Source organism: Paraburkholderia sp. Cy-641, assembly GCF_011752945.1.
Classification (GTDB): domain Bacteria; phylum Pseudomonadota; class Gammaproteobacteria; order Burkholderiales; family Burkholderiaceae; genus Paraburkholderia.
The window spans coordinates 84501-109899 of record NZ_VWWM01000025.1 but is presented as its reverse complement, the minus strand read 5'-3'; the positions used below and the strand labels follow the sequence as shown (position 1 = coordinate 109899).

The 25399-nt window shown below is 64.9% G+C and carries 22 protein-coding genes; 9 read left to right on the top strand and 13 right to left on the bottom strand.

Annotation, left to right across the window (positions count from 1 at the left end; translation table 11 throughout):
• A partial coding sequence (locus F3J20_RS16350) for an aldehyde dehydrogenase family protein (RefSeq protein ID WP_167283892.1) occupies positions 1-191 on the bottom strand: 191 nt, incomplete at its 3' end.
• A gap of 275 nt (positions 192-466) precedes the next feature.
• Here F3J20_RS16350 and ppa point away from each other — a divergent pair.
• Together ppa and F3J20_RS16340 are read left to right on the top strand one after the other, a co-directional pair.
• Positions 467-994 carry an inorganic diphosphatase gene (gene ppa, locus F3J20_RS16345; RefSeq protein WP_167036799.1) on the top strand — a complete coding sequence of 176 codons (528 nt, stop codon included), beginning with the start codon at positions 467-469 and terminating at the stop codon, positions 992-994.
• 259 nt (positions 995-1253) lie between these two features.
• Positions 1254-3350: an FUSC family protein gene (locus tag F3J20_RS16340; protein ID WP_167283891.1), complete on the top strand. Its 2097-nt coding sequence runs from the start codon at positions 1254-1256 to the stop codon at positions 3348-3350.
• A 246-nt stretch (positions 3351-3596) separates the two neighbouring features.
• On the opposite strand, the gene F3J20_RS16335 is transcribed toward F3J20_RS16340, so the two are convergent.
• Together F3J20_RS16335 and F3J20_RS16330 are read right to left on the bottom strand one after the other, a co-directional pair.
• Positions 3597-3914, bottom strand: coding sequence for a GIY-YIG nuclease family protein (locus tag F3J20_RS16335; protein WP_167283890.1), 318 nt, complete (start codon positions 3912-3914; stop codon positions 3597-3599).
• Between the two features lie 10 nt (positions 3915-3924).
• Positions 3925-5094, bottom strand: coding sequence for a GNAT family N-acetyltransferase (locus tag F3J20_RS16330; protein ID WP_167036808.1), 1170 nt, complete (start codon positions 5092-5094; stop codon positions 3925-3927).
• A gap of 140 nt (positions 5095-5234) precedes the next feature.
• Between F3J20_RS16330 and F3J20_RS16325 the strand changes: the two genes are divergently transcribed.
• Both F3J20_RS16325 and glnK read left to right on the top strand, forming a co-directional pair.
• The gene (locus F3J20_RS16325) at positions 5235-6923 is read left to right on the top strand and encodes an NAD+ synthase (RefSeq protein ID WP_167283889.1); all 1689 of its coding nucleotides are present in this window, start codon (positions 5235-5237) and stop codon (positions 6921-6923) included.
• A gap of 66 nt (positions 6924-6989) precedes the next feature.
• Entirely contained in the window at positions 6990-7328 is a 339-nt protein-coding gene (gene glnK, locus F3J20_RS16320; RefSeq protein ID WP_006048444.1) for a P-II family nitrogen regulator, read from the top strand.
• Between the two features lie 294 nt (positions 7329-7622).
• Here the strand turns inward: glnK and F3J20_RS16315 are convergent, their stop codons facing one another.
• The 4 genes from F3J20_RS16315 to hisQ form a co-directional block, all read right to left on the bottom strand.
• Positions 7623-8777 carry a porin gene (locus F3J20_RS16315; RefSeq protein WP_167036814.1) on the bottom strand — a complete coding sequence of 385 codons (1155 nt, stop codon included), beginning with the start codon at positions 8775-8777 and terminating at the stop codon, positions 7623-7625.
• Between the two features lie 609 nt (positions 8778-9386).
• On the bottom strand, positions 9387-10166 hold the full coding sequence (locus F3J20_RS16310) for an ATP-binding cassette domain-containing protein (protein ID WP_167036815.1): 780 nt from the start codon (positions 10164-10166) through the stop codon (positions 9387-9389).
• A 63-nt stretch (positions 10167-10229) separates the two neighbouring features.
• Positions 10230-10943, bottom strand: coding sequence for an ABC transporter permease (locus tag F3J20_RS16305; RefSeq protein WP_167036818.1), 714 nt, complete (start codon positions 10941-10943; stop codon positions 10230-10232).
• On the bottom strand, positions 10940-11629 hold the full coding sequence (hisQ, locus tag F3J20_RS16300) for a histidine ABC transporter permease HisQ (protein WP_167036821.1): 690 nt from the start codon (positions 11627-11629) through the stop codon (positions 10940-10942). The genes F3J20_RS16305 and hisQ overlap by 4 nt, the downstream gene beginning before the upstream one ends.
• A 631-nt stretch (positions 11630-12260) precedes the next feature.
• On the opposite strand from hisQ, the gene F3J20_RS16295 reads away from it, so the two are divergent.
• Entirely contained in the window at positions 12261-12971 is a 711-nt protein-coding gene (locus tag F3J20_RS16295; protein ID WP_167036824.1) for a pirin family protein, read from the top strand.
• Between the two features lie 144 nt (positions 12972-13115).
• On the opposite strand, the gene F3J20_RS16290 is transcribed toward F3J20_RS16295, so the two are convergent.
• Entirely contained in the window at positions 13116-13658 is a 543-nt protein-coding gene (locus F3J20_RS16290) for a periplasmic heavy metal sensor (RefSeq protein ID WP_167036827.1), read from the bottom strand.
• A gap of 220 nt (positions 13659-13878) precedes the next feature.
• Between F3J20_RS16290 and F3J20_RS16285 the strand changes: the two genes are divergently transcribed.
• Together F3J20_RS16285 and F3J20_RS16280 are read left to right on the top strand one after the other, a co-directional pair.
• The gene (locus F3J20_RS16285) at positions 13879-14604 is read left to right on the top strand and encodes a response regulator (RefSeq protein WP_167036830.1); all 726 of its coding nucleotides are present in this window, start codon (positions 13879-13881) and stop codon (positions 14602-14604) included.
• On the top strand, positions 14588-15904 hold the full coding sequence (locus tag F3J20_RS16280; RefSeq protein ID WP_167036833.1) for an ATP-binding protein: 1317 nt from the start codon (positions 14588-14590) through the stop codon (positions 15902-15904). The genes F3J20_RS16285 and F3J20_RS16280 overlap by 17 nt, the downstream gene beginning before the upstream one ends.
• A gap of 104 nt (positions 15905-16008) precedes the next feature.
• Here F3J20_RS16280 and F3J20_RS16275 read toward each other — a convergent pair whose 3' ends face one another.
• Both F3J20_RS16275 and F3J20_RS16270 read right to left on the bottom strand, forming a co-directional pair.
• Positions 16009-16275: a hypothetical protein gene (locus tag F3J20_RS16275; protein ID WP_167036835.1), complete on the bottom strand. Its 267-nt coding sequence runs from the start codon at positions 16273-16275 to the stop codon at positions 16009-16011.
• 102 nt (positions 16276-16377) lie between these two features.
• Positions 16378-18069, bottom strand: a complete 1692-nt coding sequence (locus F3J20_RS16270) for a sensor domain-containing diguanylate cyclase (protein ID WP_167283888.1) — start codon at positions 18067-18069, stop codon at positions 16378-16380.
• A gap of 863 nt (positions 18070-18932) precedes the next feature.
• Here F3J20_RS16270 and F3J20_RS16265 point away from each other — a divergent pair.
• Positions 18933-20684 (top strand): ABC transporter permease subunit, encoded by a 1752-nt coding sequence (locus F3J20_RS16265; RefSeq protein WP_167283887.1) that lies wholly within the window; start codon positions 18933-18935, stop codon positions 20682-20684.
• 101 nt (positions 20685-20785) lie between these two features.
• On the top strand, positions 20786-22132 hold the full coding sequence (locus F3J20_RS16260; protein WP_167036844.1) for a nitrate/sulfonate/bicarbonate ABC transporter ATP-binding protein: 1347 nt from the start codon (positions 20786-20788) through the stop codon (positions 22130-22132).
• Positions 22133-22329: 197 nt separating this feature from the next.
• Here the strand turns inward: F3J20_RS16260 and F3J20_RS16255 are convergent, their stop codons facing one another.
• From F3J20_RS16255 to F3J20_RS16245, 3 genes are all read right to left on the bottom strand, one after another.
• Positions 22330-22848, bottom strand: coding sequence for a hypothetical protein (locus F3J20_RS16255; RefSeq protein WP_167036970.1), 519 nt, complete (start codon positions 22846-22848; stop codon positions 22330-22332).
• Positions 22849-23018: 170 nt separating this feature from the next.
• Positions 23019-23597, bottom strand: a complete 579-nt coding sequence (locus tag F3J20_RS16250; protein ID WP_167036846.1) for a hypothetical protein — start codon at positions 23595-23597, stop codon at positions 23019-23021.
• Positions 23598-24005: 408 nt separating this feature from the next.
• Positions 24006-25064 carry a sigma-54 dependent transcriptional regulator gene (locus tag F3J20_RS16245; protein WP_167036849.1) on the bottom strand — a complete coding sequence of 353 codons (1059 nt, stop codon included), beginning with the start codon at positions 25062-25064 and terminating at the stop codon, positions 24006-24008.
• Positions 25065-25399 lie beyond the last annotated feature (335 nt).

Sequence of the window (25399 nt, the reverse complement as noted above, 5' to 3'; positions counted from 1 at the left end):
GCGGCGCTTGCGGCACCCCATGCGCCCTCGAAGGCGCGCCGCGCCGCGTGCACGGCGCTGTCGATGTCGGCCGCGGTGCCGCGCGCGAGGCGCGTGAACGGCTGGCCGTCCGAGGGATCGAGCACGGCGATCGTGTCGCCGCCGGACGCGGCGCACCACTCGCCGCCGATGAAATGCCGGGCTTCTTCCATGCAGGCTCCTTGACGGTGACGCGCAGCCGTCGTGCGGCGGCGCGAGGTTCGAAGGGGAGACACCAAACCGGAAACACGAGCGAGAGTCGCGAGACGATTATCGCGCCGATCGAACGGGAGAGGCCATTGGCCGATTGGCTATAATGGCGCATTCCGCATTGTCCGGTGCACGGTGCCGCTATCGGGGCGAGAGGGCGGGCAATCCGCACGCCTACCCTCGATCCCGGGCACACCGTACGCCGCATTCCGACTTCCATCCCCTTCAGAGAGCGCTCATGAGCTTCAATCACGTTCCCGCAGGCAAAGACCTTCCGCACGATTTCAACGTCATCATCGAAATCCCGGCGCAAAGCGACCCGGTGAAGTACGAAGCCGACAAGGATCTGGGCCTGCTCGTCGTCGACCGTTTCATCGGCACCGGCATGCGCTATCCGGCCAACTACGGCTTCATTCCGCAAACGCTGTCGGGCGACGGCGACCCGGTCGACGTGCTGGTCATCACGCCGTTCCCGCTGCTGGCCGGTTCCGTCGTGCGCGCCCGCGCGCTCGGCATGCTGCAGATGACTGACGAATCGGGCGTGGACGCGAAGCTGATCGCCGTGCCGCACGACAAGATCTGCCCGATGACGGCGAGCCTCAAGACCGTCGACGACGTGCCGGCTTACCTGAAAGACCAGATCAAGCACTTCTTCGAACAGTACAAGGCGCTCGAAAAGGGCAAGTGGGTCAAGGTCGAAGGCTGGGCGGGCGTCGACGCCGCGCACAAGGAAATCAGCGAAGGCATCGCGAACTACACGAAGTAAGCGCGCGGCGGGGCATCCCGCTCGCCGCAGGCAGGACGCAAACCGCGCGAGTCCGTGAGGGCCGCGCGGTTTTTTCATGGCGTTTGCGCTGCATTCGGCTACCGTGCAAATACGACGGTGCTCGATACGCATAACCTCGATGCATCGCCGGAATGAAGCAAACGCATTGTTATAGTTAGGTGTAAACCCTTATCATTCGACACACCTTTCATGCGCGCGCCGCCTCGTATCGCGCGCCTTCTCGGGAACCGCCATCCGGATGACGAACCGCAGCAAATCCCACTCGAACTCGCCGCGCTGGTCGACCCGGCTGCACGCGGTCGTCACCGCGATCTACCGCAAGCGGCCGGTCTGGATGGTGTCGTTCGCGGCGAGCGAGGCGAGTCTGTCCGAGGGTTTGCGGGCCGCGTGCGCTTCGACGGCGATGCTCGCGCTCGGCAACGTGCTGCACGATCCGATCTTCGCGTGGGCCGCGATCGGCGCCTTCTGGACCTGCCTCGCCGATGCGGGCGGCTCGAACCGCGCGCGCTTCGCCTCGATGATGGGCTTCGCGTTGCTGTCGACGCTGTGCGGCGGCATGACCGCGTTCGCGTCTGGCATGGGGACCGCGTTCGCCGCGCTCGCGATGCTCGCGTTCACGACGCTCGGCGCGTTCGGCCGCATCTGGGGCGCGGCCACCTCGCAGGTGACGATCCTCGCGGCGACCGCCTGCGTCGTGATGGTCGACCGGCCGATGCACGACGCGCGCGCCGGGCTCGCGTTTCTCGGCGTCTACGTGGTCGGCTGTCTGTTCGCGGTCGTGCTGAGTCTGACGGTGTGGCGCATTCATCCGTTCGGCGCGAGCCGCGCGTCGCTGCGCGCGGTGTATCTGCGGCTCGCCGACGTCGCCTTCGACAGCGCGCGTCTCGTCGGCCAGCGTGCCGCGCCAGGCGAATGGGCCATGCACGCCGCGCGCTTTCGCGCCGACGCGCGCGCGGCGCTCGAACGTTCGCGCGATGCGCTCGCGAATTTGCCCGCCTCGCGCACGGGCGGCGCCGTCACCTACGACACGCTGCTCGGTCTGCTGACCGACGGCGAGGCGCTGTTCGCGTATCTGATCGCGGTGTCGGGCGCGAGCGAGAAAGTGCCCGACGACCTGCGCCGCACGCAGCGCGCGGCGCGGCTGCTGAATACGATCGGCGAGGTGCTGCGAGATATCGGCGTGGCGGCCGGCGACGCGCGCTGGGAGCGTCTCGCCGATCAGCAACGGCGCTTGCGGCGTCTCGCGAGCCGGCTCGAAGGCGCGTTGCTCGAACCGGTCAAGCTGCAATCGGGCTTCGAGCTCGTCGATTTCGCGCCGCGCGAGCCGCATACCGAACGCTGGAGCGAATGCGCGATGCGGCTCGCCGCGCGCGCCGGGGCGACGCTGAAGGCGAACCTGTCGTGGCAGTCGGTCGGCCTGCGCCATGCGGCGCGCGTCGGCGTGACGACCACCGCGGGCTTTCTCGTGATCCGCGCGCTCGGCTTGCCGTTCGGCTACTGGGCGACGATGGCGACGCTCCTGATCCTGCAGCCGTCGATTGCCGCGACGTGGCCGCGCAGCATCGAGCGCGCGGCGGGCAGCATCGTCGGCGGCGTGCTAGCGGCGGCGATCGGCTATGCGATTCATTCGCCGCTCGGCATTTCGCTCGCGGTGTTTCCGCTCGTGATGGCGACGATGGCGCTGCGGCCCGTCAGCTACAGCCTGTTCGTGCTGTTCCTGACGCCGGCCTTCGTGCTCGTCGCCGACTTCGCGACGCCGGGCGCCAACGAGTTCGTGTTCGCGCTGACGCGGCTCGGCAACAACGTGCTCGGCTGCGTGCTCGCATTGCTCGCGACGTTCCTGTTATGGCCGACGCGCGAGAAGCTCGACCTGCGTGTCTATCTCGGCAACGCCGTGCGCGCGAATCTCGCGTATCTGCGCGCGTCGCTCGAAACGCCGTGGCGCCGCGACAAGGACATGGAGCGTCTGCGCCGCGCGGCGGGTCTCACCAGCAACAACGCAGAAGAGGCGCTCGGCCGCGTGCGCCTCGAAAAACTCGAAGACTCGATGGCCGATACGGTGACGCTGACGGTGCTGAGCCTGTTGCGCCGGATGGCCGGCACCGCGACGCAGTTGCGCCTGAGCGCGAACCGGCGCGCCATGCCTGCTGAACTCGGCGCCTGGGTCGCGGCGCTGAGCGAGGCGATCGAGGCCGCCCTGAATCGCACGCTGCAGCCCGTGCGGCTCGACTTGCCCGAGCGCGAGCGGCTGACCTCGCTCGAAGCGGATGCGGTTGGTGAACTGGCGCGCGTGCATCGTCTGTTGACGGAGAAGATGCGTGAGGCGAGGGGGTAGGCCGAGGCGGGGTGTGCTTGCCGCTTGCCGCCGGCTGCGCGGCAGCACGGTGCGGGATTGGCGGGGCGCAGTTATCGGGACGAAGTCAGCGGACCGAAGTCAGCGGACCGAAGTCAGCGGGCCGAAGTCAGCGGGCCGAAGTCAGCGGGCCGAAGTCAGCGCTACGAAGCAAGCGGCGCGAAGTGATCGCGACACAAACGGAGCCGCGCCGAACTCCGAGCCTCGGGTTTCAGGCTTCAAGCCGCATCAAACCACCTCGCCGTCATCCCCCGTTTCAGCCTCGGCAACCGGCGCCGTCGGCACCACCGATTCAAGCGTCCTCAACCCCGCCGCCAGCGCGCGCTTCTCGGGCGGCGCGAGCCGCTTGACCCAATACTCGGCGCGCGATGCGCTCGATCGATCCGCGAGTTCGAACGACGCCAGCACGCGCACCGGCTTGTGCGAACGCGTATAGCGCGCGCCCATGCCGCTCGTGTGCTTGTCGAAGCGCGCGGCGACGTCGGTCGCGATGCCGGTATAGACGCTGCCGTCCGAGCATTCGAGCAGATAGAGAAACCACGCCATAAACGCGCCGTCAGCCTTTGAACGGATTGTGTTCGCGCAGCTCGTCCACATAAGCGTGGATGCTGTTCTTTTCGTTGTCGAGGAAATGGCCGACCGCGTCCGCGAAGGCCGGATGCGCGAGCCAGTGCGCCGAGCGCGTGACCGTCGGCAGAAAGCCGCGCGCCATTTTGTGCTCGCCCTGCGCGCCGCCTTCGAACGCGCCGAGCTTTGCCTCGATGCAGAATTCGAGCGGCTGGTAGTACGCGGTTTCGAAATGCAGGCAGGGCACATGTTCGAGCGCGCCCCAGTAGCGGCCATAGAGCGTGCCGCCGGTTTGCGCGTCGCGCTGATAGACGACGAGCGAGCTCGCGATCGGCTTGCCCTCGTATTCGGCGATCACGAGCAGCAGATTCTCCGGCATCGACGCGCCGATCATGCGGAAGAAGTCGAGGTTCAGATACGGACTCGAAAAGTGCTCGCGATAGGTTTGCCGATAGCACTTGCTGAAGAAGCGCCAGTCGGCATCCTGAATGTCTTCGCCGCGAATGCGCCGCATGGTGATGCCGGCGTCGTGTACCTTGCGGCGCTCGGCGCGGATGTTCTTGCGCTTCTTCTGTTCGAGCGTCGAGAGGAAATCGTCGAAGTCGCGATAGCCGTCGTTGAGCCAGTGAAACTGCACGCCTTCGCGTTGCATCATGCCGAGTTCTTCGAGCGCGGCGGCTTCGGTTTGCGTCGGAAACAGCACATGCAGCGAGGACACCTCGGCCTGCTCGGCGAACGCCAGCAGCGTGGCCGCGAGATGGCGCAGCGCGTGTTCGTCGGCCGCTAGCAAACGGTTGCCCTGCACCGGCGTGAACGGCACCGCACACAGGAGCTTCGGGTAATACGGCAGGCCGTTGCGTTTATAGGCGTCGGCCCAGGCCCAGTCGAACACGTACTCGCCGTACGAGTGACCCTTCAGATAGACCGGCGCGGCCGCCGCGAGCTTGCCCGTGCGCGTGTCGGTGAGCGTGACGAATTGCGGCGCCCAGCCGGTGTCGGGCACCGCGCATTGCGTCGCGCTGAGCGCGCTCAGAAACTCGTGCCGCAGAAACGGCGTGGGCTGCGGCTGTTGCGCGAGAAGGGCGTTCCATTCGGCGGCGTCCACCTCGGAGGGCGATGCCAGAATGCCCGTGCGATAATCGATGCGTTGCTGGTTCAATCTGCGTGACTGTTTGCAATGAACGTGCGCTGCCGTGAAGATGCGCGGGCCACGCCGTTCGTTTATCCGGTTGTCCAATTCCGCCGAGCCATCGAGCCGCGGTACCCGCGAGCCGTAATGGCTTGCCTGTCGATCCTGCCATGAAGACCCGAATCGCTCTTGCTCAAATCAATGTCACCGTCGGCGACTTCGCCGGCAACGTCGCGAAGATCGTCGCCGCCGCGCGCGCCGCGCACAACGATGGTGCGAAGCTGCTGGTTGCGCCTGAACTTGCGCTGTCGGGTTATCCGCCCGAAGACCTGCTGCTGCGTCCCGCGTTCTATACCGCGAGCGCCGCGGCATTGGCCGATCTCGCCGCGCAGCTGAAGCCGTTCACGGGGCTGCATGTGATCGTCGGGCATCCGCTGCGGGATCGGGCGCACGGCCATGGTAATGCAAACGCGCCGATCGAGCGCGGCGTGCCACCCGTCGATACGTTCAACGCGGCCTCGCTGATCGTCGACGGCGAAGTGAAGGGCACCTATCGCAAGCAGGATCTGCCGAACACCGAGGTGTTCGACGAGAAGCGCTACTTCGCCTCGGACCCGCAGCCGTTCGTGTTCGAACTCGAGGGCGTGAAGTATGGCGTGGTGATCTGCGAGGATGCATGGCATGCGTCGGCCGCGCAGATGGCGAAGGCCGCCGGCGCGCAGGTGCTGCTGATTCCGAACGGCTCGCCGTATCACCTGAACAAGGAAGCCGTGCGCTTCGACATTCTGCGCGCGCGGATTCGCGAGACCGGCATACCGATGGTCTACGTGAACATGGTCGGCGGCCAGGACGAACTCGTGTTCGACGGCGGTTCGTTCGTGCTCGACGCGCAGGGCGAACTGGTCGCGAAGCTCGCGCAGTTCGAGGAAGCCACGGCGCTCGTCGAGTTCGACGGTGCCACGCCGGTGCCGGCCGCGATCGCGCCGGAGCAGTCGCTCGAAGCGCAGGTGTACGCGGCGCTCGTGATGGGCGTGCGCGACTATATCGGCAAGAACGGGTTTCCGGGGGCGCTGATCGGGTTGTCGGGCGGCGTCGATTCGGCGCTCGTGCTGGCCGTCGCCTGCGATGCGCTCGGTGCCGACAAGGTGCGCGCCGTGATGATGCCGTCGCGCTACACGGCCGACATCTCCACCACCGATGCCGCCGAGATGGCGCGTCGCGTCGGCGTGCGCTACGACGAGATCGCCATCGCGCCGATGTTCGACGCGTTCCGCGGTTTGCTCGCCGAAGAATTCGCGGGCCGCGCCGAAGACGCGACCGAGGAGAACATCCAGGCGCGCATTCGCGGCACGCTCTTGATGGCGTTGTCGAACAAGTTCGGCTCGATCGTGCTGACCACCGGCAACAAGAGCGAGATGGCGGTCGGCTACTGCACGCTGTATGGCGACATGGCCGGCGGCTTCGCGGTCATCAAGGACATCGCGAAGACGCTCGTGTACCGGCTGTGCCACTATCGCAACGCGGCCACCACGTTCGCGACGCGCGACGTGATTCCCGAACGCATCCTGACGCGCGCGCCGTCGGCGGAACTGCGCGAGAACCAGACCGACCAGGACAGCCTGCCCGAATACGACGTGCTCGACGCGATCATGCGCATGTACATGGAAGAGGACCGCTCGCTCGCGGAGATCATCGCGGCGGGCTATGCGGCCGACGACGTGAAGCGCGTCACGCGGCTCATCAAGATCAACGAGTACAAGCGGCGTCAGGCGCCGATCGGCATTCGCGTCACGCATCGCGCGTTCGGCCGCGACTGGCGTTATCCGATCACGTCGCGCTATATCGAGCCGGTGGTGTGACGCGCGGCGTAGAATAAAAATCACCCATTTCCCTTTCACTTTCCCTATCACGAGACGAGGTTCGCCATGAAGCGCATCACCGCAGTCATCAAACCGTTCAAACTCGACGAAGTGCGCGAGGCGCTCGCAGAAGTCGGCCTCACCGGCCTGACCGTGACCGAAGTCAAGGGCTTCGGCCGTCAGAAAGGGCATACCGAGCTCTATCGTGGTGCGGAGTATGTGGTCGACTTTCTGCCGAAGGTGAAGATCGAAGTCGTCGTCGCGGACAACCAGTGCGATCAGGTGATCGATGCGATCATCGGCGCGGCGCGTACCGGCAAGATCGGCGACGGCAAGATTTTCGTCGCGGACGTCGAGCGCGTGATCCGTATCCGCACCGGCGAAGAGAACGAAGCGGCGGTGTAAGAGGGCAGTTTCACGGGCCGCCTGCGAGGTTCAAGGCCCACTTTCAAGGCCTGTTCACGCTGCATGTCCCGGCTGTCCTGCGCGGCTGCGTTGCGTGCATGACGAGCAAGCCGGCAAGCCGTGGACACCCCACGGACTCGCCAGGCCGAAAAACTCGTCTCCAATAAAAAACGGTGCAATACCCTTGCGGGCATTGCACCGATACGCGCCTCTCGCAGCAGCGTGAAAAAGATTCTCTTGGAGAAACCTGTATTTGACGCCCCGAGGGTTGTCCCCTCGGGGCACACCGTTCGCTTAGAACGAGTGCTGGATGCCTGCGTACACGCCGGTTTGCGCGTGGCCCGGCAGCGGGTTATCCGTTCCGGCCGAGGTGCCCGCGTTGTTCGCGTTCAGGCCGAAGTTGGCGTTGCTGCTGTTGCGTACCGTTGCAACCTGCAGGTCGAGCAGCGTGCGCTTGGACAGGTTATACGAACCGCCGACCGTGTAGATCGTCGCATTGCCCGCGCCATTGTTGCCGTTCACGTGGTAGACCGCTGCGATCAGCGCAGCAGCCGGCGTGGCTTGCCACGTCACACCGCCCCATTCGTGATTGAGCGTGGTCGGCTGGCCATACGCGACGCCGGTCGCGCCGGCGGAGCGCACAGCCTGGTAAGCAGCCTGAATCTTGAACTGGCCGAGGAACACGTTCACGAGCGCCGAATATTCGCGCGATGCCGAGAATACGCCATTGCCCGTGTTAGCCGAATTGATGCCGTTGTTGGCGACCGCGCCGCCCCACAGGCCGCCATTCGTCGGGTTGCGGATTTCGTCGTAGAGGCCGCGGACCTGGAACAGCGAGTTCGTGTAGGTGACCTGAGCGCCTGCTTCACGGCCTTGCGGCGTCGTGCCGTTGCCGTTCCAGCTCGTCGCGTTCGACAGGGCGTACTGACCATAGAAATCGAAGCCGGCGATCTTCGGCGACTGGTAGGCGACGTTATTGCTCGACTGCGGCCAGTTGCGGCTACGCACGAGCGATGCCGATGACCAGTTCGATTGACCGAACGGGTCGAAGTCCCACACGCCGTTCGAGATGAAGAGCATGCGGCCCATTGTGAACGTACCGTACTGGTCGTTCGACAGACCCACCGTTGCCCAGCGATTGAAGAGGCCGCCGTTGCCCGGACCCGCGCCCGTCATCGTGTTGAACGAGCCCTCCAGCTGGAACAGCACCTTGTTGCCGCCACCGATGTCTTCGACACCCTTCAAGCCCCACAGGCTGGTACCCCAGTCGCCGCTCTCGGCCTTGAAGCGGTTGCCGCTGCCGGTGGCCGCGCCGTTGGCGGGACCGGTCGGCACGCCCGACATGTACTCGAGGCCCGCATCGAGGCGGCCGTACAGCGTGACGCTGCTCTGAGCGTGTGCGACAACGCCGGCCGACATCAGCGCCGCGGCGAGCAAAGCTTTCTTCATCTTCTCCTCCATACCCTGTCAAAAAATGAAACCCAGTACTGCGAGTGGTGTTCGGACGCGATCTGCACCGAACAGAAAGCGGTACCAGGGGAGATGGCGGGCGGATAGGGTCTCCTGCCGTGACGCGTAGCCTGGGGCTATCTGTGCGTCATGCCGATCCCTCGCCGACCGGTTCTCCTCTGTGTTTTGAAGTGAAACTACTTTTAATCAACTTTGTTTTGCTACTTTGGTTACTAATCTATCAAAAATAACTTTGGCTGGGAGAAGAAATTGGCGCCGTGCTCCGGCTGTGTCGCCAAATTGCAATACGAATGTGCGCCACGTCTCTCCGGTGCCGCTCGGGAAAACGCGCAAAGCCTTGTCTTACAAGGGACTCACGATTAGCCTGGGGTCGTATTAAGGATTGCCACTATTGACGCCCGGAAAGTGGCAGGTTAAGGCAAAAAAGCAACGCTTAGCGTTGTTTGGACGAGGTTTTTGGTGCTCCGAACGGTCGCCGGCGAACAGAAACGGGCAATAAAAAAGGCGCTCGTAAGCGCCTTGTAAAACTACTTCGACTACACATCACGGCATCGGTGCGATGCGGGATGCGTATCGGACTGCATCGGTTTATTTGAGGCTACCGGAAAGGAACTGCCTGAGGCGCTCGCTCTTCGTATTCTTGAACACTTCGTCGGGGTGGCCTTCTTCTTCGACGCGGCCCTGATGCAGGAACATCACGTGATTCGACACGTTGCGCGCGAAACCCATTTCGTGGGTCACGACGATCATCGTGCGGCCTTCCTCGGCGAGTTTCTGCATGACCTTCAGCACTTCGCCGACGAGTTCGGGATCGAGCGCCGAAGTCGGTTCGTCGAACAGCATCACGTCGGGATGCATCGCCAGGGCGCGCGCAATCGCGACACGCTGCTGCTGGCCGCCCGACAGGTGCGACGGATACTGCTTTTCGAGACGCGGCGCGAGACCGACCTTCTCGAGATATTCGCGCGCGCGGTCCTCGGCTTCCTTGCGTTTCAGGCCGAGCACATGCACGGGTGCCTCGATGATGTTCTCGAGCACGTTCATGTGCGACCACAGGTTGAAGTGCTGGAACACCATCGCGAGTTTCGTGCGCACGCGCTGCAACTGCTTCGGGTCCGACACGCGCAACGCGCCGTCCCTGGCCGTTTGCGTGCGCACTTCCTCGCCGTCGACGACGATGCGCCCGGCGTTCGGCTGTTCGAGAAAGTTGATGCAGCGGAGCATCGTGCTCTTGCCCGAGCCGGACGAACCGATCACGCTGATCACGTCGCCGGCATCGGCCTTCAGCGACACGCCCTTGAGGACTTCGTTGTCGCCGTACTTTTTGTGAAGCTCGTCGACGAAGAGCTTCTGCTTCTTGGTGTTCATCAGGATCCTTGACGAGCTTGCCTGCCCACGGACGCGGTCTCTAACCGCGATGTCCAACGTTACTTACTTGCCTTGCGGCCGCAGGTAAGCGAGCCAGCGGCGTTCGGCGCGGCGGAACAGCCACACGAGCGCGAAAGAGATGCACAGGTACAGCAGCGCGGCGATACCGAACGCGTTGAACGACTGATAGGTCGCCGAGTTCACGTCGCGCGCGATCTTGAGAATGTCCGGCACCGTCGCCGTGAAGGCGACCGTGGTGGCATGCAGCATCAGGATCACTTCGTTGCTGTAGTAGGGCAGCGCGCGGCGCAGCGCCGAGGGCAGAATCACGCGCCGGTACAGCGTGAACGACGACATGCCGTAGGCGCGCGCCGCTTCGATCTCGCCGTACGGCGTCGCCTTGATCGCGCCCGCGAAAATCTCGGTGGTGTACGCGCAGGTGTTCAGCGTGAACGCGAGCAGCGTGCAATGCATGCCGTCGCGGAAAAACGCGTTGGTCAGCTCGTTGTTGCGGATGATGTCGAGACTGTAGAGACCGGTGTAGCAGAGCAGCAACTGCACGTAGAGCGGTGTGCCGCGGAAGATGTACGTATACAGCCACACCATGCCGGAGAGCCATTTCTTCTTCGACACGCGCGCGACCGCGAGCGGCACCGACAGGCAGAAGCCGAGGCCGATCGACACCACCAGCAGCCACAACGTGATCGCGACGCCGGTGAAGCGATAGCCGTCGGTGAACAGATAGTTGCGCCAGTATTCCTGAATGATCTCGATCATAGATCCGCCTTTCGCACGCCGGTCGAGTAACGCTTTTCGAGGTACATCAGCACGAAGTTCGACACGGTGGTGATGACGAGATAGATCGCCCCGGCGAGCAGGGTGAAGAAGAAGAACCGCAGCGTGCCCTTGCCGGCGTCCTGCGAGGCCTTGACGACGTCGGCGAGACCGATGATCGACACGAGCGCGGTCGCCTTCACCATGACCTGCCAGTTGTTGCCGATGCCGGGCAGCGCGAAGCGCATCATCTGCGGGAACATCACGCGCGAGAACACCTGCCAGTTCGTCATGCCGTAGGCCGCGCCCGCTTCGAGCTGGCCGCGCGGCACGGCGAGGAACGCGCCGCGGAACGTCTCGGTGAAGTACGCGCCGTAGATGAAGCCGAGCACCGCGACGCCGGCCACGAACGGATCGATGTCGATCTCGTCCCAGCCGAGCGCGTCGGTGAGGTTGTTCAGCCAGATCTGGATGCTGTAGAACAGCAGCAGCATCAGCACGAGATCGGGCACGCCGCGCACGAGCGTCGTGTAGACGGTGCCGATGCCGTTGGAGAGGCGGTTTTTCGACAGTTTCGCCGCCGCGCCGAGCAGGCCCAGCACGAAGGCGAGCACGAGCGACAACACCGCCAGTTTGACGGTCTGCCAGGTGCCGCTGAGAAGCAGCGGGCCGTAGCCTTGAAGGAACATATGAAGTCCTTGACGACGCGCTTGTGACGCATCGCGAAAGACGCGGCCCGTGTTGCGCCGCGCGGGCCGCGAGCGTTCGGCTCGCCATGACGCGCGGCGCACAGCGTACCGCTGTGCAAATCATGCCGTGGGAGCGTTGGCGTTCCCGCGGCGCGCTTTTGGGACTTTCGTCTCGAATGGGTTTGAATCTACTGCCGGTTTCTGCCACTGCCGCCGTTGCTGGCGACCGGGCTCACCTTCCTTGTTGCCGACTCTAGTACGAAGCCCCGCTCACGCCCATGCGGGCGAGTCCCGAGTCTCGCGGATACTGCCTGCCGGTTCGTCTCGCGCGGTGTCGAGTGTTGTTTGCGCCGAGGTGTCCTGAAGGGCCCTGAGCGACGCATGGAACGTCCGAGCGCCTCGAAAAGGGCGGTATTTTACCCGAACAGCGCCGGGGTGCCAGTGCGGGACGTCCGTGGACCGGCACGAGCGGCGGTGGGCGTTGTGCGTGCGCGACGTTGCGGCGGGTTTTGCCGCCGGCAGCGATTGCTCGCACCGGTGGAACGGTCCAGTGCATGTGCGCCGATTGTTTGGCGATCGCGTTGGCCCTACATTGTCTCCATCAACTTGTTTCTTTACCGGGAGATTTTCCATGATCGAGATTCGCCGTTCCGAAGAACGTGGCCATGCCAACCACGGCTGGCTCGACTCCTACCACAGCTTCTCGTTTGCCGATTACCGTGATTCGCGGCACGTGCATTTCGGCCCGCTGCGCGTCATCAACGAAGACCGCATCGAGGGCGGCCAGGGCTTTGGCGCGCACGGCCACCGCGACATGGAAATCGTCACGTACGTGCTCGAGGGCGCGCTGGCCCATCGCGACAGCATGGGCAACGGCTCGACGATCCGCCACGGCGACGTGCAGCGCATGAGCGCGGGCACCGGCGTGCAGCACAGCGAGTTCAACGCTTCGCGCGACGAGCAGGTGCATCTGCTGCAGATCTGGGTGCTGCCGAGCCGCGCGGGCGACCAGCCCGGCTACGAGGAAAAGCGTTTCGATGCCGACAGCAAGCGCGGCCGCCTGCGCGTGATCGCATCGCCCGACGGCCACGACGGCTCGGTGACGATCCACGCGGACGCCTCGATCTACGCGGGTCTTCTCGACGGCGCCGAGACCGCGCAGTTTGCGCTGCCGAAGGGGCGTCTCGCCTACGTGCACGTCGCGCGTGGTGCGGTGACGGTGAACGGTACGCTGCTCAAGGCGGGTGACGCCGCGAAGCTCAGCGACACCGACACGGTCACGCTCGAAAACGGCGAGGACGCGGAAGTGCTGCTGTTCGATCTGGGCCAGCTGAACGGCTGATTGCTGCCGCGCCCGCTTCGATGGTGAGGCTTTGGCGCGGCTTTAACCGCCACCAAAGAACAACGCCACGGAAGATTGCTTCCGTGGCGTTGTTTCATGCGCGAGGCGGCCTTTCGGCTGGCCCCGCGCTACCTGGCGTGACGCTTACTGACTGGCGGCCGGCGCCGACGCCGCGCCCTTCTGAGCCTTGTGATGCTGCCAGCGCTCGTGCATCTTCTCGCGGCGTTCTTCCATCCGCGCGAAGCGCTTCTTCAGCGCGGTGCTGACGGTGGTCTTCTGCTGGTCGTTCAGCGCGTTATAGAACTTGAGCCAGGTGTCGCTGGTTTGCTGGCGCAGTTGTGCGTCCTTCTGCTCGATCTGCTGGTGCGTCGCGGCCATCGCGTTCAGGTCGAGGATGGGCTGCTGCTGCGCCGCCTTGAACTGTTCGCGAGCCTGCTGGTGGTTCGCGCGCATCGCTTCGTGATTCTGCTTCATCGTATCGAGCGCGCTTTGCCACAGCTTTTCCTGATCCGCGTTCAGCTTCAGCTGGTCGTGGAGCTGGGTCAGTTCCTTCATGAAGTGGCCGTGCCAGCCGCCGGGGCCGCCGTGCGCGTGCTCCGCAGGCTGGGCGGCATAAGCGGCGCCCGCGCCGAGGGCGAGAGCGGTGGCGGCAACAGCGAGAACGCGCGACATCTTTTTGGTGGACATATAAGGCTCCTTGTAATGGAATAGCCGACGATGCAGCCGGTCATGAGGACTCGCCTGCATTCGGTAAGGCACAGCGTAGAGAACTGTGCCGGGCACTGTGTTACGTGCTCCGGTGCGGCTATTACCAGGCATTACGCGAGGCTTTCACCGTAACACCCGGTAACCCTTGACGCTGTTTGGAAAACGAAATCCCTTTCTGCTGCGCGTTAAACTTCATTCCATGGCTACTCAAATCCTGGTCGTCGACGACGACGTCGAATTGCGCGATCTTCTGCGCGACTATCTCGCCCGTCAGGGTATCGAAGTCTCGGTGCTGCACGATGCGGGCTCGCTCGAGCGCCGCCTCGAACGCGAGCGTCCCGACCTCATCGTGCTGGACCTCATGATGCCGGGCGTGGACGGGCTCACCGCGCTGCGCAAGCTGCGCGCCTCGGGCGACGATATCCCCGTCATCATGCTGACCGCGCGCGCGGACGACGTCGACCGCATCGTCGGTCTCGAACTCGGCGCGGACGACTATCTCGGCAAGCCGTTCAATCCGCGCGAACTGCTCGCGCGCGTGCAAGCGGTGCTGCGGCGGCGCCGCACGCTGCCGTCGGCGGCCGCGCCCGAGCAGCGCGAGCCGTTCAGCTTCGGCCGCTTCACGCTCGACTTCCAGTCGCGCACGCTGCATCACGAAGACAAGCCGCTCACGTTGTCGGGCAGCGAGTTCGCGCTGCTGAAGATTTTCGTCAATCATCCCATGCGCACGCTCACGCGCGAGCGCTTGCTGGAACTGCTGCACGGTCCCGAGTACGACGGCACCGACCGCGGCATCGACGTGCAGGTGTGGCGCCTGCGCCGCATTCTCGAAACCGATCCGTCCACGCCGCGCTTCATCCAGACGGTGCGTGGCCGCGGTTACGTGTTCGTGCCGGACGGCGAGCAGCATGCGTCGGCCCATTGATTCGCTGTTCGGGAGACTGGCACTGCTGGTTGTCGGCGTGCTGCTGCTGTCGCATTTTGCGTGGTACGCGCTGATACGGCTCGAACGCTCGCAGTTCCAGACGCGCTACGCGGTCGAGGAAGCGATCTTCCTCGTCGACGCGGTGCGTCAGCATGTCGCCCGTACACCGGATCAACCGTTGCCGTCGCGCGTGAAGCTCGTCGATCCGGCGAGCCCCGACGTGCCGCCGGCAAATTCCACCATGCCGGCGCCGCTCTCGCGTTTCGTCGAAGACGTGCGCGACCGCATGCCGGACGGCACCCAGGTGCGCGTGGGTCCGCCGGGCCATCCGCCCACGCTGTGGGTGCGCGAGGCGAACGATAGCAGCTGGATCGTCGTGCCCGTGCAGCCGCTGCGCATGCCGCACTCGCTCGACCGCACGGTGCTGTGGCTCGTCATGATTTTCTCGTTCGCGGTGATGGCCGCGGTGTTCGCCGCGTGGGCCTTGCAGCAGCCGCTGCGCTCGCTCGCGCAGGCGGTCACGCGCTTCGGCCGCGGCTTGCCGGTGTCGCCGGTGCCCGAGCGCGGCCCGCGCGAATTGCGGCAGCTCACGCACGGCTTCAATCAGATGGTGCAGGAAGTCGCGCGCACCGAGAACGATCGCGCGGTGATGCTGGCCGGTGTCGCGCACGATCTGAAAACGCCGCTTGCGCGCCTGCGGCTGCGTGCCGAGATGATGGACGACGCGAAGACGCGCGACGGCGTGGTGCGCGACGTCGATTCGATGACGCATATCGTCGAGCAGTTTCTCGTGTTCGCGCACGACGGCGCGGATCGCAGCGAACCCGTCGAAGTGGATGCGCAATGCGAGCGGGTCGTGCGCAGCTATCGGGCGGTGGCCTCTGGCGCGCCGACCGTGGAGACGGAACTCGCCGCGGGGCCGTCATTCCTGCTGCCGGCCGCCACGCTCGACCGGATTCTCTCGAACCTGCTCGATAACGCGCATGCCTATGGCGCGCCGCCGGTGATCGTGGCGACCGCGCGCACGGCGCAGGGCTTCACGCTATCGGTGAGCGACAGCGGCAAGGGCATTGCCGCGCAAGACATCATCAACGCGAGCCGGCCGTTCGTGCGGCTCGATCCGGCGCGCGGCGGCAACGGCCATAGCGGGCTCGGTCTCGCGATTGTCGAGCGGCTCGTGCGGCGCGCGGGCGGCGAATGGGAAATCGGCAATCACGATGGCCGTGGCTTGCGCGTGCTGATGAGCTTCTCGTTCGAGATGCTGCCGAAGGTGGCGGCAACTTCGGAGCATGCCTGGTAAATGCCACGATAAATGGCTGGGGAAGGCGAGGCACGGTGGGGGCGATGTTCGCGGCACGCGGCCTTGCGGCCACGTGACTCGCGCCTGATTGCACCCCCGGCGTCTTAATCCGAGAACAGCGTATTGAGCGCGTTGGCCGTTTCGCTGTCCACCGTATTCCACGTGACCGATTCCGCCTCGAAGATGTAGTGCGTCGTGTATTTGCCGAGGCGCGCCAGTATTTCCTCCTGAATCAGTTCCGGCGCGACCGCCAGTTTCAGATACCACGCGGTCGACGACAGGCGCGTCTGAAACGCACCGTATTCGGCCAGCAGGTGGTCGAATGCATCAGCATCCTGATCGCGACAGACGATGACCAGATTTCCCTTCATGCGAATCTCCCGTTAGAGCAGTAGCGACAATTCCAAGATCAGGATCGATGATACCTGCTTCGCTGCGAGAGGCTCGGAGATGGCGTCGACGGATGCGCCTGCTTACCAGGCGTTGACCGCCGTGCGCGTGGGCGGCGCGGTATCGTCGGGCGGCAGCGCCTCGGTGCGGTCGCGGCCGCCGGTCTTGGCCGCGTAGAGCGCGGTGTCGGCGCGGCTCATGAGGCGCTCGGGCAGATCGTCCGGCGACAATTCCGTGATGCCGATGCTCACGCTCAGGCTGACCGAGGGCGGCAGCTTCGGCGACGGCGCGGCCTTCAGCGCGAGGCGCAGACGCTCGACCACTTCGCGGCCGCCGGCAAGACCGGTGGCCGGCAGCAGCAGGCCGAACTCCTCGCCGCCGAGCCGGCCGATGGCGTCCGAGCCGCGCAGCTCGGTGCGGCAGGTATCGACGAAATGTTCGAGCGCGCGGTCGCCGGCCGCGTGGCCGAAGCGGTCGTTGATCTGCTTGAAGTGGTCGAGATCGGCGATCGCCATGCACAGCGGCTCGCGGCCCGCCTGCGCGCGGTCGATCTCGCGGCGCAGCAGGTCGAGGAAGTAGCGCCGCGACAACGCGCCTGTCAGCGCATCGTGACGCGCCTCGGCCGACAGCAGCGTATTGGCCGATTGCAGCTGCTTCGCGAGATCGCGCGTCGCACGATGGTGGCGCCGCTCGCGCACGTAGGACACGGTAATCACCCACGCGAGCGCGACGGTGCCGGCCAGCGTCAGAAACACCAGCAGATGATCGCGCTTGTGATTGCGCAGCAACTCGGGCCACGCCGCGAGCGGATCGACCAGATGCGCGGACAGCCCCGAATTCAGGCCGCTGCGGTTCTGATACAGCGCCGGCGCCGGCTGTTCGCTCATGCCGAAGAACTGCGCGGCCGCGGCCGCCGGGACCCACGGCGCCTGCTCGCGCAACTGCGTGTCGACGCGGATGCGCATCTCGGGAAACGTCTCGCGCCGATAGATGATGCGCCGCTCGGCGGGGCTCATCTGCGTGATGCGCGAGCTCGGCATCGCGCGGCCTTCGAGCGCGCTGTCGTGCGCCATGATGATGACGCCGTTGTCGTCGGTGACGAAGGTGCCCGCGTGCGCTACCCAGTGACGCAGCCGCGCGATGCCGACCTTCGCGACCACCACGCCGACCAGCAAGCCGTCCGAGTAGACCGGCGCGGCGATGAAGATGCCCGGCTCGCCGCTCGCGCGGCCCACGCCGTAGGCTTCCGAAAACGCGCCGAGCAGCGCGTTGGTCATATAGCTGCGTGTGCGCATGTCCACGCCGACGAGCGACGGCTGGATGCCGGCCGGATTCGAGATCGTGGCGCTCGACGCCACGCAGATGCCGTTCGTGTTGACGATCCAGATCTGGTCGAGCCCGGAGAAGCCCTGCGCGTCATGCAGGAACTGGCTGACCGCCGCCATCTGCGGATTGCCGAGCAGCGCGGCGCGCAGGGCGGGTTCCGCCATCCCCGCGTTCACGGCATAATTCTGCGATTGCACGAGGGCGCGCTGGACTACGTCCATTTCGGCCATGGTCGCGGGGATGGCGCGGGACATCGCGAGGTCGCTGGCAATCACCTCGGCCATGTTGTCGACGATCGACGTGGACATTTGCCGCTGGCTGTGCAGAGCCGCATCCAGTTCCTGCTGTACCATCCGGTCCGCGACCATGCCAGCCACGAACCAGCAAACCAGTACGATCAGCGCGAAGCTGACCGGTCCGGCTATCTGGCGCAAGGTTGTCCTGTTCATCGACCCTCTGATCCGTCTGTCTGTGACATGCAACTTGCTCATTCGCGGCAACGCGCGGGTGCGGTCTGCGGCCCTTGCGTCGGCACCTGGCCGGGGCTGCTCGCCCGCCTTGCGGCCGATGCCCTGGTGGGTCCTATGGTCGATGTGTTTGCCGCTGGTCTGCCGCCGTGTTTGAAACGGCTGACGATTCAAACCCGGCGCGAACACGGCGGCCCGGCAAGAATCGTTTGAAAACAGGTGCGTCGTTTCCTGATTCTAACCGTCATGAGGCCCGGCGCCATCCTTATTGCAGGGATGCGCACTGCATGGATCAGGCCGGTCAGATTCATAACGGCAGGCGCCTCGTTTTCTTGATGGCTGCATCGGTCTCGCAGGCGGATTCGTCAGGATTCCCGATACGCTGCGATTACCGTGTATGTCGTTTGCGCGCCACGCCTTGCGATACGGTGCGCGCGCGGATCTGCCATCGCGCAGCGCGGCGAGGTACAGTGCGGCGCGCTGCCGATATGGCGCAAACAGGGGCGGTTGTAAGGCCCCGGTAACCCTGTCTCGCAATTTGCGGGGAAAGGTTGTATCTGAAACATAGGATGGTGTAGTGTCGTGCCGTCCAAAATGAGGAAAGCCCGCCGGCCTTCGGGCGGCGTCCGCGGCGACAGGTATCCGTGTGATGGTTGTGCTCGCGGGCGGCTCGTTCGCGAACATGTCCGTTGCCGGACCACGTGTCTTCAACGCTAACGATTTACCACGCACGCGCGTTTTGCCATGCCCGATTTCCACTTTCCGGACCGATCTGTTGACCGCCGCGTTCAAGTCGCGACCTCCTTCGAGCGATCGCATGCCTGTTTCGAAAGAGGGGGCATCTAATGGATTTCAGCTTTGACCTCAAACGCACCGCCAATGCGTCGGCATGGCGCGTGCTGCCCAACCGCTGGGACTTCGTCGCGTTTCCGCTGATCATCTGTCTGATCGCGATGGCGTCGATCGGCTTTCACGAGACGCTCGCGCCGATGTCGACGCTGAAGACCCAGGCGATCTCGCTCGATCCGTCGAACCTGCCCGAGTACGCGATGCGCACCACGCTGCGCATGCTCGCGGCGATGGTGGCCTCGCTGATCTTCACGCTCATTTACGGCACGCTGGCCGCCAAGAGCCGCCGCGCCGGCCTCGTGCTCGTGCCGATTCTCGACATCCTGCAGTCGGTGCCGGTGCTCGGCTACATTTCGTTTACGGTCACGTTCTTTCTCGCGCTGTTCCCGGGCCGCGTGCTCGGCGCCGAGCTTGCCGCGATCTTCGCGATCTTCACGAGCCAGGCGTGGAACATGACGTTCAGCTTCTATCAGTCGCTGCGCACGGTGCCGCGCGATCTCGACGAAGTCTCGCGCGGCTTTCATCTGACTTCGTGGCAGCGTTTCTGGAAGCTCGAAGTGCCGTTCTCGATGCCGGGCCTCATCTGGAACATGATGATGTCGATGTCGGGCGGCTGGTTCTTCGTGGTCGCTTCCGAAGCGATTACGGTCGGCAACAACACGATTACGCTGCCGGGCATCGGCGCCTATCTGGCGCAGGCGATCAGCGACAAGAACCTGCACGCGATCGGCTGGGTGATTCTCGCGATGACGGTCGTGATCCTCGCGTACGACCAGTTCCTGTTCCGTCCGCTCGTCGCGTGGGCCGACAAGTTCCGCATGGAAAACACCAGCTCGGGCGACGCGCCCGAATCGTGGCTGCTCGACCTGATCCGCCGCACGCACCTGATTCACCGCCTGCTCGTGCCGCTCGGCTGGCTGTTCGCGCACGCTGCGCGCATGCGTTTCCAGCTGCCGGCGTTCAGCGCGCCGCGCTTTCATATTCCGCAAAGCGAGAAAAGCTCGAAGGTCGGCGACATCGTGTGGGCGGCGCTGGTGCTGATCGCCACCGCCTACGTGGTGTATCGCGTGTTTCTCTACGTGCGCACCGGCGTCACGCTCGACGAGATCGGCCATGTGCTCGTGCTCGGGCTCATCACGCTGCTGCGCGTCGTGGTGCTGATCGCGATCGCCTCGGTCATCTGGGTGCCGATCGGCGTGCTGATCGGCCTGCGCCCGGCGCTCGCGGAAAAGATCCAGCCGCTCGCGCAGTTTCTCGCGGCGTTTCCGGCGAACCTGCTGTTCCCGGTGTTCGTGATCGTGATCGTGCGTTTCCATCTGAACCCGGATATCTGGCTCTCGCCGCTGATCGTGCTCGGCACGCAGTGGTATATCCTGTTCAACGTGATCGCCGGCGCGAGCTCGTACCCGAACGACTATCGCGAGGCGGCCAAAAATTTCCATATCCGCGGCTGGCAGTGGTGGCGTCAGGCGATGCTGCCGGGCATTTTCCCGTACTACGTGACGGGCGCGATCACCGCGTCGGGCGGCGCGTGGAACGCGAGCATCGTGGCCGAGTTCGTGCAGTGGGGCGATACGAAGGTCGCGGCGCACGGGCTCGGCGCGTATATCGCGCAGACCACCGCGGCGGGCGATTATCCGAAGATCATCGTGGGCATCGCCGTGATGTCGCTGTTCGTCACGTTGTTCAACCGTCTGCTGTGGCGTCCGATGTACGCGTACGCCGAAGGCAAGCTGCGGCTCGATTGAGCGTCCCCGAACCTGTCGCTGCGCGCCGGGCCCTCGTGGGCGGCCAGCCAGACCCGAGGGGCGGCGCGGCGTTTTGATAAGAGAAATGAAGGCATAACGCGATGCAAAATCCTAAAGCTGCTATGACTGCCGCGCCGATCCAGACACCGCCGAAGCCCCCGCGTCTCGGCGACGAAATCCTGCGCGTCAAGGACGTGTGCCGCGGTTTCAACAAGACGCAGGGCGAGCTGCTCGTGCTCGACGATGCGAATCTGTCGCTGTGCGAAGGCGAGATCGTCGGGCTGCTGGGCCGCTCGGGCTCGGGCAAGTCGACGCTCCTGCGCATCATCGCCGGCCTGATCGAGCCGACCGGCGGCGAAGTCACCTATATGGGCAAGCCGCTCCAAGGCCCGGCGAAGGGTGTCGCGATGGTGTTCCAGACCTTCGCGCTGTTCCCGTGGCTGACCGTGCTGCAGAACGTGGAGGCGGGTCTCGAGGCGCAGGGCGTGGCCGCCAGCGAGCGCCGCACGCGCGCGCTCGCGGCGATCGATCTGATCGGTCTCGACGGCTTCGAGAACGCGTATCCGCGCGAGCTGTCGGGCGGCATGCGCCAGCGCGTCGGCTTTGCGCGGGCGCTGGTGGTCGATCCGACGCTGCTGCTGATGGACGAGCCGTTCTCCGCGCTCGACGTGCTGACCGCCGAAACGCTGCGTACCGACCTGCTCGATCTGTGGACGCAGGGCCGCATGCCGATCAAGGCGGTGCTGATCGTCACGCACAACATCGAGGAAGCGGTGTTCATGTGCGACCGCATTCTCGTGCTGTCGTCGAACCCGGGCCGCGTGATCGCCGAGATCAAGGTGCCGTTCAAGCATCCGCGCAACCGTCTGGACCCGGCGTTCCGCAAGCTGGTCGACGACATCTACGCGAAGATGACCGCGCGCCAGACCGACGAGCAGACCAAGAAGGGGCTCGAACTGCATAGCTGGCTGCCGCATGTGTCGACCAACCTGATGGCCGGTCTGATCGAAACGCTGGCCGCCGCGCCGTACCACGGCCGCGCGGACATGCCGGAAATCGCGCGCTCGCTGCATCTCGAGGTCGACGATCTGTTTCCGATCGCCGAAGTGCTGCAACACCTCGGTTTCGCCGACGTGCGCGAAGGCGATATTTTCCTCACGCCGCCCGCGCGCGTGTTCTCCGAGTTCGGCACGCAGGAACGGAAGATGATGTTCGCCGAGCATCTGCTGCGGCACGTGCCGCTCGCCGCGCGAATCAAGAAGGTGTTGAACGAGCGGCCGGGGCATCGCGCGCCGCGCGTGCGCTTCGAGCAGGAGCTGGAAGACTTTCTGTCGGATAGCGCCGCCGAGGAAACGCTCGATGCGGTCATCAACTGGGGCCGTTACGGCGAGATTTTCTCGTACAACGACCAGACCGAAATTTTCAGCCTGGAAGACGTGGAGTCGTAAAGCGCGGAATTTTGTGCGCGCGATTCGGCCGGCCGATTTGGCTTGCAGGTTCAGCCGGCAGGAAGCGATTCGAACGATAGGCTCGCTTGGCCAAGCGGCGGGGCGGATTGAATCGACTGCGCCGCTCTTTGCCACCAACCAGATGGTCGGCCTGACCGAAACGGCCCGCCCGGCATAGCCGGGCGGGCCGTTTCTGCTTATTGCAGCGTGCCCCAGCGTGCGACCGCCGGCTCGGCCGAGGCCCACTTCCAGCCCTTGTCCTGATGGCAGGCGCTCGCCGTGAACCACATTTCCGGCGCGTTCGGACCGTCGCCGTCCTGCACCGAGAACACGAACTCCTTGCAGAGCGCGAGCGCCGAACTGAAGGCGCGCGTCACGCGCACCTCACCGTGGCCGTTCTCGATCGGCAGCGTATGCTTGACCGACCACGGCCGCGTTTCGCCGACCGGCATCGCGCCCGCCAGCGCCGCGATCAGGTCCTGCTGGTCCTGGTGCATGTTGCGCATATAACGGGCGACGACTTCATCGGTCGCGGCCTGCACGGCGACGCCGACGCCGAGCGCGACGGCCGGATTGCTCGTGACGATCCCCGACGCGACACCCGCCGCAGCACCGCTTGCCGCGCCGATCGAGCCGCAGCCGCTCGCGAGCAGGCTCGCGGCCACGCACAGCACGCCGGCCGCGATGTGGCGCAGGCGGTTGCCGGCCAGCGTCAGCGTGCCTGGGGGCGTGGCGGTGCCGGTAGCGCGAGGGGCTGGATCAGACGTGGCTTCGAGCGAAGCATGACGACGTACCTGACGCACGGGATGCGCGGCCAGAAACGGCAACCGGAGCCGGAGCGCAAACCAGGCTGGCCGGCGCCTCGCAGCCTTGAGCGAAAGCCTCGTCATTGCAGCGAGCCCCAGCGCTCGGTAGCCGGTTCGGCCGAGGCCCAGCGCCAGTTGCTGCCGTCACGGCAGATCGACGCGATATAAAACGCACTGCTCGCGGGCACATTCTGGGTCGCGTTCTGATCGACGGAGAAGACGATTTCCTTGCAGTCGAGCGGACCGGTGCTGATCAGGCGGCTGACTGTCACGCGGCCGTGTTCGTCGTCTTCGATCGGGAAGGAGTGCGTGATGCTCCAGGGGGCCACCGCGCCGACGTCGAGCGGCCCTGCCGCGGTTGCGATGCTGTTCTGGGTGTTTCTGTGGACCACGCGCTCCGAGTACTGCACTCCGGCACGCGCCGCGGCCACCGCGCCGAGACCGATGCCGGTCGCGACCGCCGCATTGCTGGTGACCTTCGCCGCGACCGCTGCACCCCCGATACCGGCGCCCGCCACCGCGCCTTCCGAGTACAGCGAGCTGCAACCACTCAATGTCGATGAGACCGCCAGCGCGAGCGCGACAAGCGCTGTTGCGTGAGGGCGCTTGCGCGCGGCAGCGGATTTCGCGTTGCCGGCCCACACCATGTTCTTTTGCATTTCTTTTGTCCCTGCTCGTACAGGTGTCGTCGCTCACGCGCCAGGCAGCATGTGAACGAGCGGCACGTCGTTCCTGTCGTTCCCGTCGTCCCAATACGCAGCGGAATTGTGCAGGATGATATTTGTAATGGGCAGTGGGAAAATGCAAGAAATTGCAAAACATCGTGCATGGCACGGCGTTTTCTGTTTTTTCTTCGGGGTTTGCCGGCGAATTGTATTGGCGTATTGGCGTTTGGGCGGATTCGCTCATCGGCGCGCGAGGCGGCTCGCACCATGCGGCGAAGCTATACGCGCGAACTTCGGCATTCCGGTGCGAATGGGCATCGTGCCCGGCAATGAATCGCGGCGCGAACAGCGGATTCGCCGTCGGCACATGTATTCGATGCCCGTTATCGACGCACCGCCTCGCTACTGCTCGGCCTCCTCTTCGCCGTTCTCGTCGCCGTATGCGCTCAGGCGGTTGTACAGCGTTTTCAGGCTCACACCGAGCGCTTTCGCCGCGCGCCGCTTGTCGCCGCCGCAATACTTGAGCGTGCCGAGAATGATCTGCTTTTGCGCATCGGCGAGCGGCGTGCCGATCCACACGCTCATCGCATCGCCCTGCGTGACCGCTTTCTTGACCCGCGATGCGAGATGCGGATGCGGCAGCTCGACCGTCTTCTCCGCGAGAATGAACGCGCGATACACGGCGTTCTTCAGTTCGCGCACATTGCCCGGCCACGACCAGGCGCGCAGCGTTTCGATCGAACGCTTGCTGAAGCTCTTGCCGGTGCTTTCCTGTTGATTCAGCTGCGCGAGGAAATACTGCGCGAGCAGTTCGCGGTCGTTTTCGCGCTCGCGCAGCGGCGGCGCGCGCAGCGGAAAAACCGCGAGCCGGTACATGAGGTCTTCGCGCAAGCCGTTTTCCTTCACGGCCACGGCGGGATCGCGATTGGTCGCGGCGATCACGCGCACGTTGCCGCTAATCAGCTCGTTGCCGCCGACACGATAGAACGTGCCCGTCTCGAGCGCGCGCAGCAGTTTGACCTGGCGCACCGGCGCCATTTCGGTGATCTCGTCGAGAAACAGGGTGCCGCCGTTCGCGTGTTCGAAGTAGCCGATGCGGCCCTGGACCGCGCCGGTGAAGCTGCCTTTCTCGTGGCCGAACAGTTCGGCTTCGATCAGTTCATCGGGAATCGCGCCGCAGTTCACGGCGACGAACGCGGCGTCCTTGCGGCTGCTGCGCTCATGGATCGTGCGGGCGATCAGCTCCTTGCCGGTGCCCGATTCGCCGATGATCAGCGCGGTCGCGTCGGTATCGGCGACGCGCTCTATCTGCTCGTAGAGATCGAGCATCACCGGCGACGAGCCGTATAGCAGCCCGTACGATTTCAGTCCCGCGACGCCGTCCGCGACGCGCTGCTTCGCTTGTGACGAAGCATGGCCGCCGGCGGAGACGGTGGGCGAGTCCAGATCGATTGACGCCATAAAGAAGGGGAGTCCTGTGCAAATGAAGTTCGTGGTGCGGCGCGCAGGCCTTGAGACGCGATAGACCGTACAGCCACTATCCCACAAAAGTCGATTTAACCACTTCGGTACGGTTTCCGGCAATCGACGCGGCCGCGCGAGAAATATTGCCGCGCGCAACCGGTCGAAACTGCCCGAATACCGCATGCGAGCGCTGTTAAAGCGGCAAATTTGCCGGGCATGCGCTTTGCGGCATGGACGGATTCATCGGCTCGCGAGAGCTTCGGGCGGCACGCGAAAGAGGGGAGAGAAGCGCGCGAACGGTGCCGTCGACGGGTTCGGCGATGGGCGCATGC

Bases quoted from the DNA above. Each gene is read 5' to 3' on its own strand.
- F3J20_RS16285 (WP_167036830.1), top strand. From the start codon at position 13,879: ATGGCTACTCAAATCCTGGTCGTCGACGACGACGTCGAATTGCGCGAT.
- F3J20_RS16305 (WP_167036818.1), bottom strand. From the start codon at position 10,943: ATGATCGAGATCATTCAGGAATACTGGCGCAACTATCTGTTCACCGAC.
- ppa (WP_167036799.1), top strand. From the start codon at position 467: ATGAGCTTCAATCACGTTCCCGCAGGCAAAGACCTTCCGCACGATTTC.
- F3J20_RS16280 (WP_167036833.1), top strand. From the start codon at position 14,588: ATGCGTCGGCCCATTGATTCGCTGTTCGGGAGACTGGCACTGCTGGTT.
- F3J20_RS16290 (WP_167036827.1), bottom strand. From the start codon at position 13,658: ATGTCCACCAAAAAGATGTCGCGCGTTCTCGCTGTTGCCGCCACCGCT.
- F3J20_RS16270 (WP_167283888.1), bottom strand. From the start codon at position 18,069: ATGAACAGGACAACCTTGCGCCAGATAGCCGGACCGGTCAGCTTCGCG.
- F3J20_RS16340 (WP_167283891.1), top strand. From the start codon at position 1,254: ATGACGAACCGCAGCAAATCCCACTCGAACTCGCCGCGCTGGTCGACC.
- F3J20_RS16250 (WP_167036846.1), bottom strand. From the start codon at position 23,597: ATGCAAAAGAACATGGTGTGGGCCGGCAACGCGAAATCCGCTGCCGCG.
- F3J20_RS16335 (WP_167283890.1), bottom strand. From the start codon at position 3,914: ATGGCGTGGTTTCTCTATCTGCTCGAATGCTCGGACGGCAGCGTCTAT.
- F3J20_RS16265 (WP_167283887.1), top strand. From the start codon at position 18,933: ATGGATTTCAGCTTTGACCTCAAACGCACCGCCAATGCGTCGGCATGG.
- F3J20_RS16245 (WP_167036849.1), bottom strand. From the start codon at position 25,064: ATGGCGTCAATCGATCTGGACTCGCCCACCGTCTCCGCCGGCGGCCAT.
- F3J20_RS16295 (WP_167036824.1), top strand. From the start codon at position 12,261: ATGATCGAGATTCGCCGTTCCGAAGAACGTGGCCATGCCAACCACGGC.
- F3J20_RS16325 (WP_167283889.1), top strand. From the start codon at position 5,235: ATGAAGACCCGAATCGCTCTTGCTCAAATCAATGTCACCGTCGGCGAC.
- hisQ (WP_167036821.1), bottom strand. From the start codon at position 11,629: ATGTTCCTTCAAGGCTACGGCCCGCTGCTTCTCAGCGGCACCTGGCAG.
- F3J20_RS16315 (WP_167036814.1), bottom strand. From the start codon at position 8,777: ATGAAGAAAGCTTTGCTCGCCGCGGCGCTGATGTCGGCCGGCGTTGTC.
- F3J20_RS16260 (WP_167036844.1), top strand. From the start codon at position 20,786: ATGCAAAATCCTAAAGCTGCTATGACTGCCGCGCCGATCCAGACACCG.
- F3J20_RS16275 (WP_167036835.1), bottom strand. From the start codon at position 16,275: ATGAAGGGAAATCTGGTCATCGTCTGTCGCGATCAGGATGCTGATGCA.
- glnK (WP_006048444.1), top strand. From the start codon at position 6,990: ATGAAGCGCATCACCGCAGTCATCAAACCGTTCAAACTCGACGAAGTG.
- F3J20_RS16310 (WP_167036815.1), bottom strand. From the start codon at position 10,166: ATGAACACCAAGAAGCAGAAGCTCTTCGTCGACGAGCTTCACAAAAAG.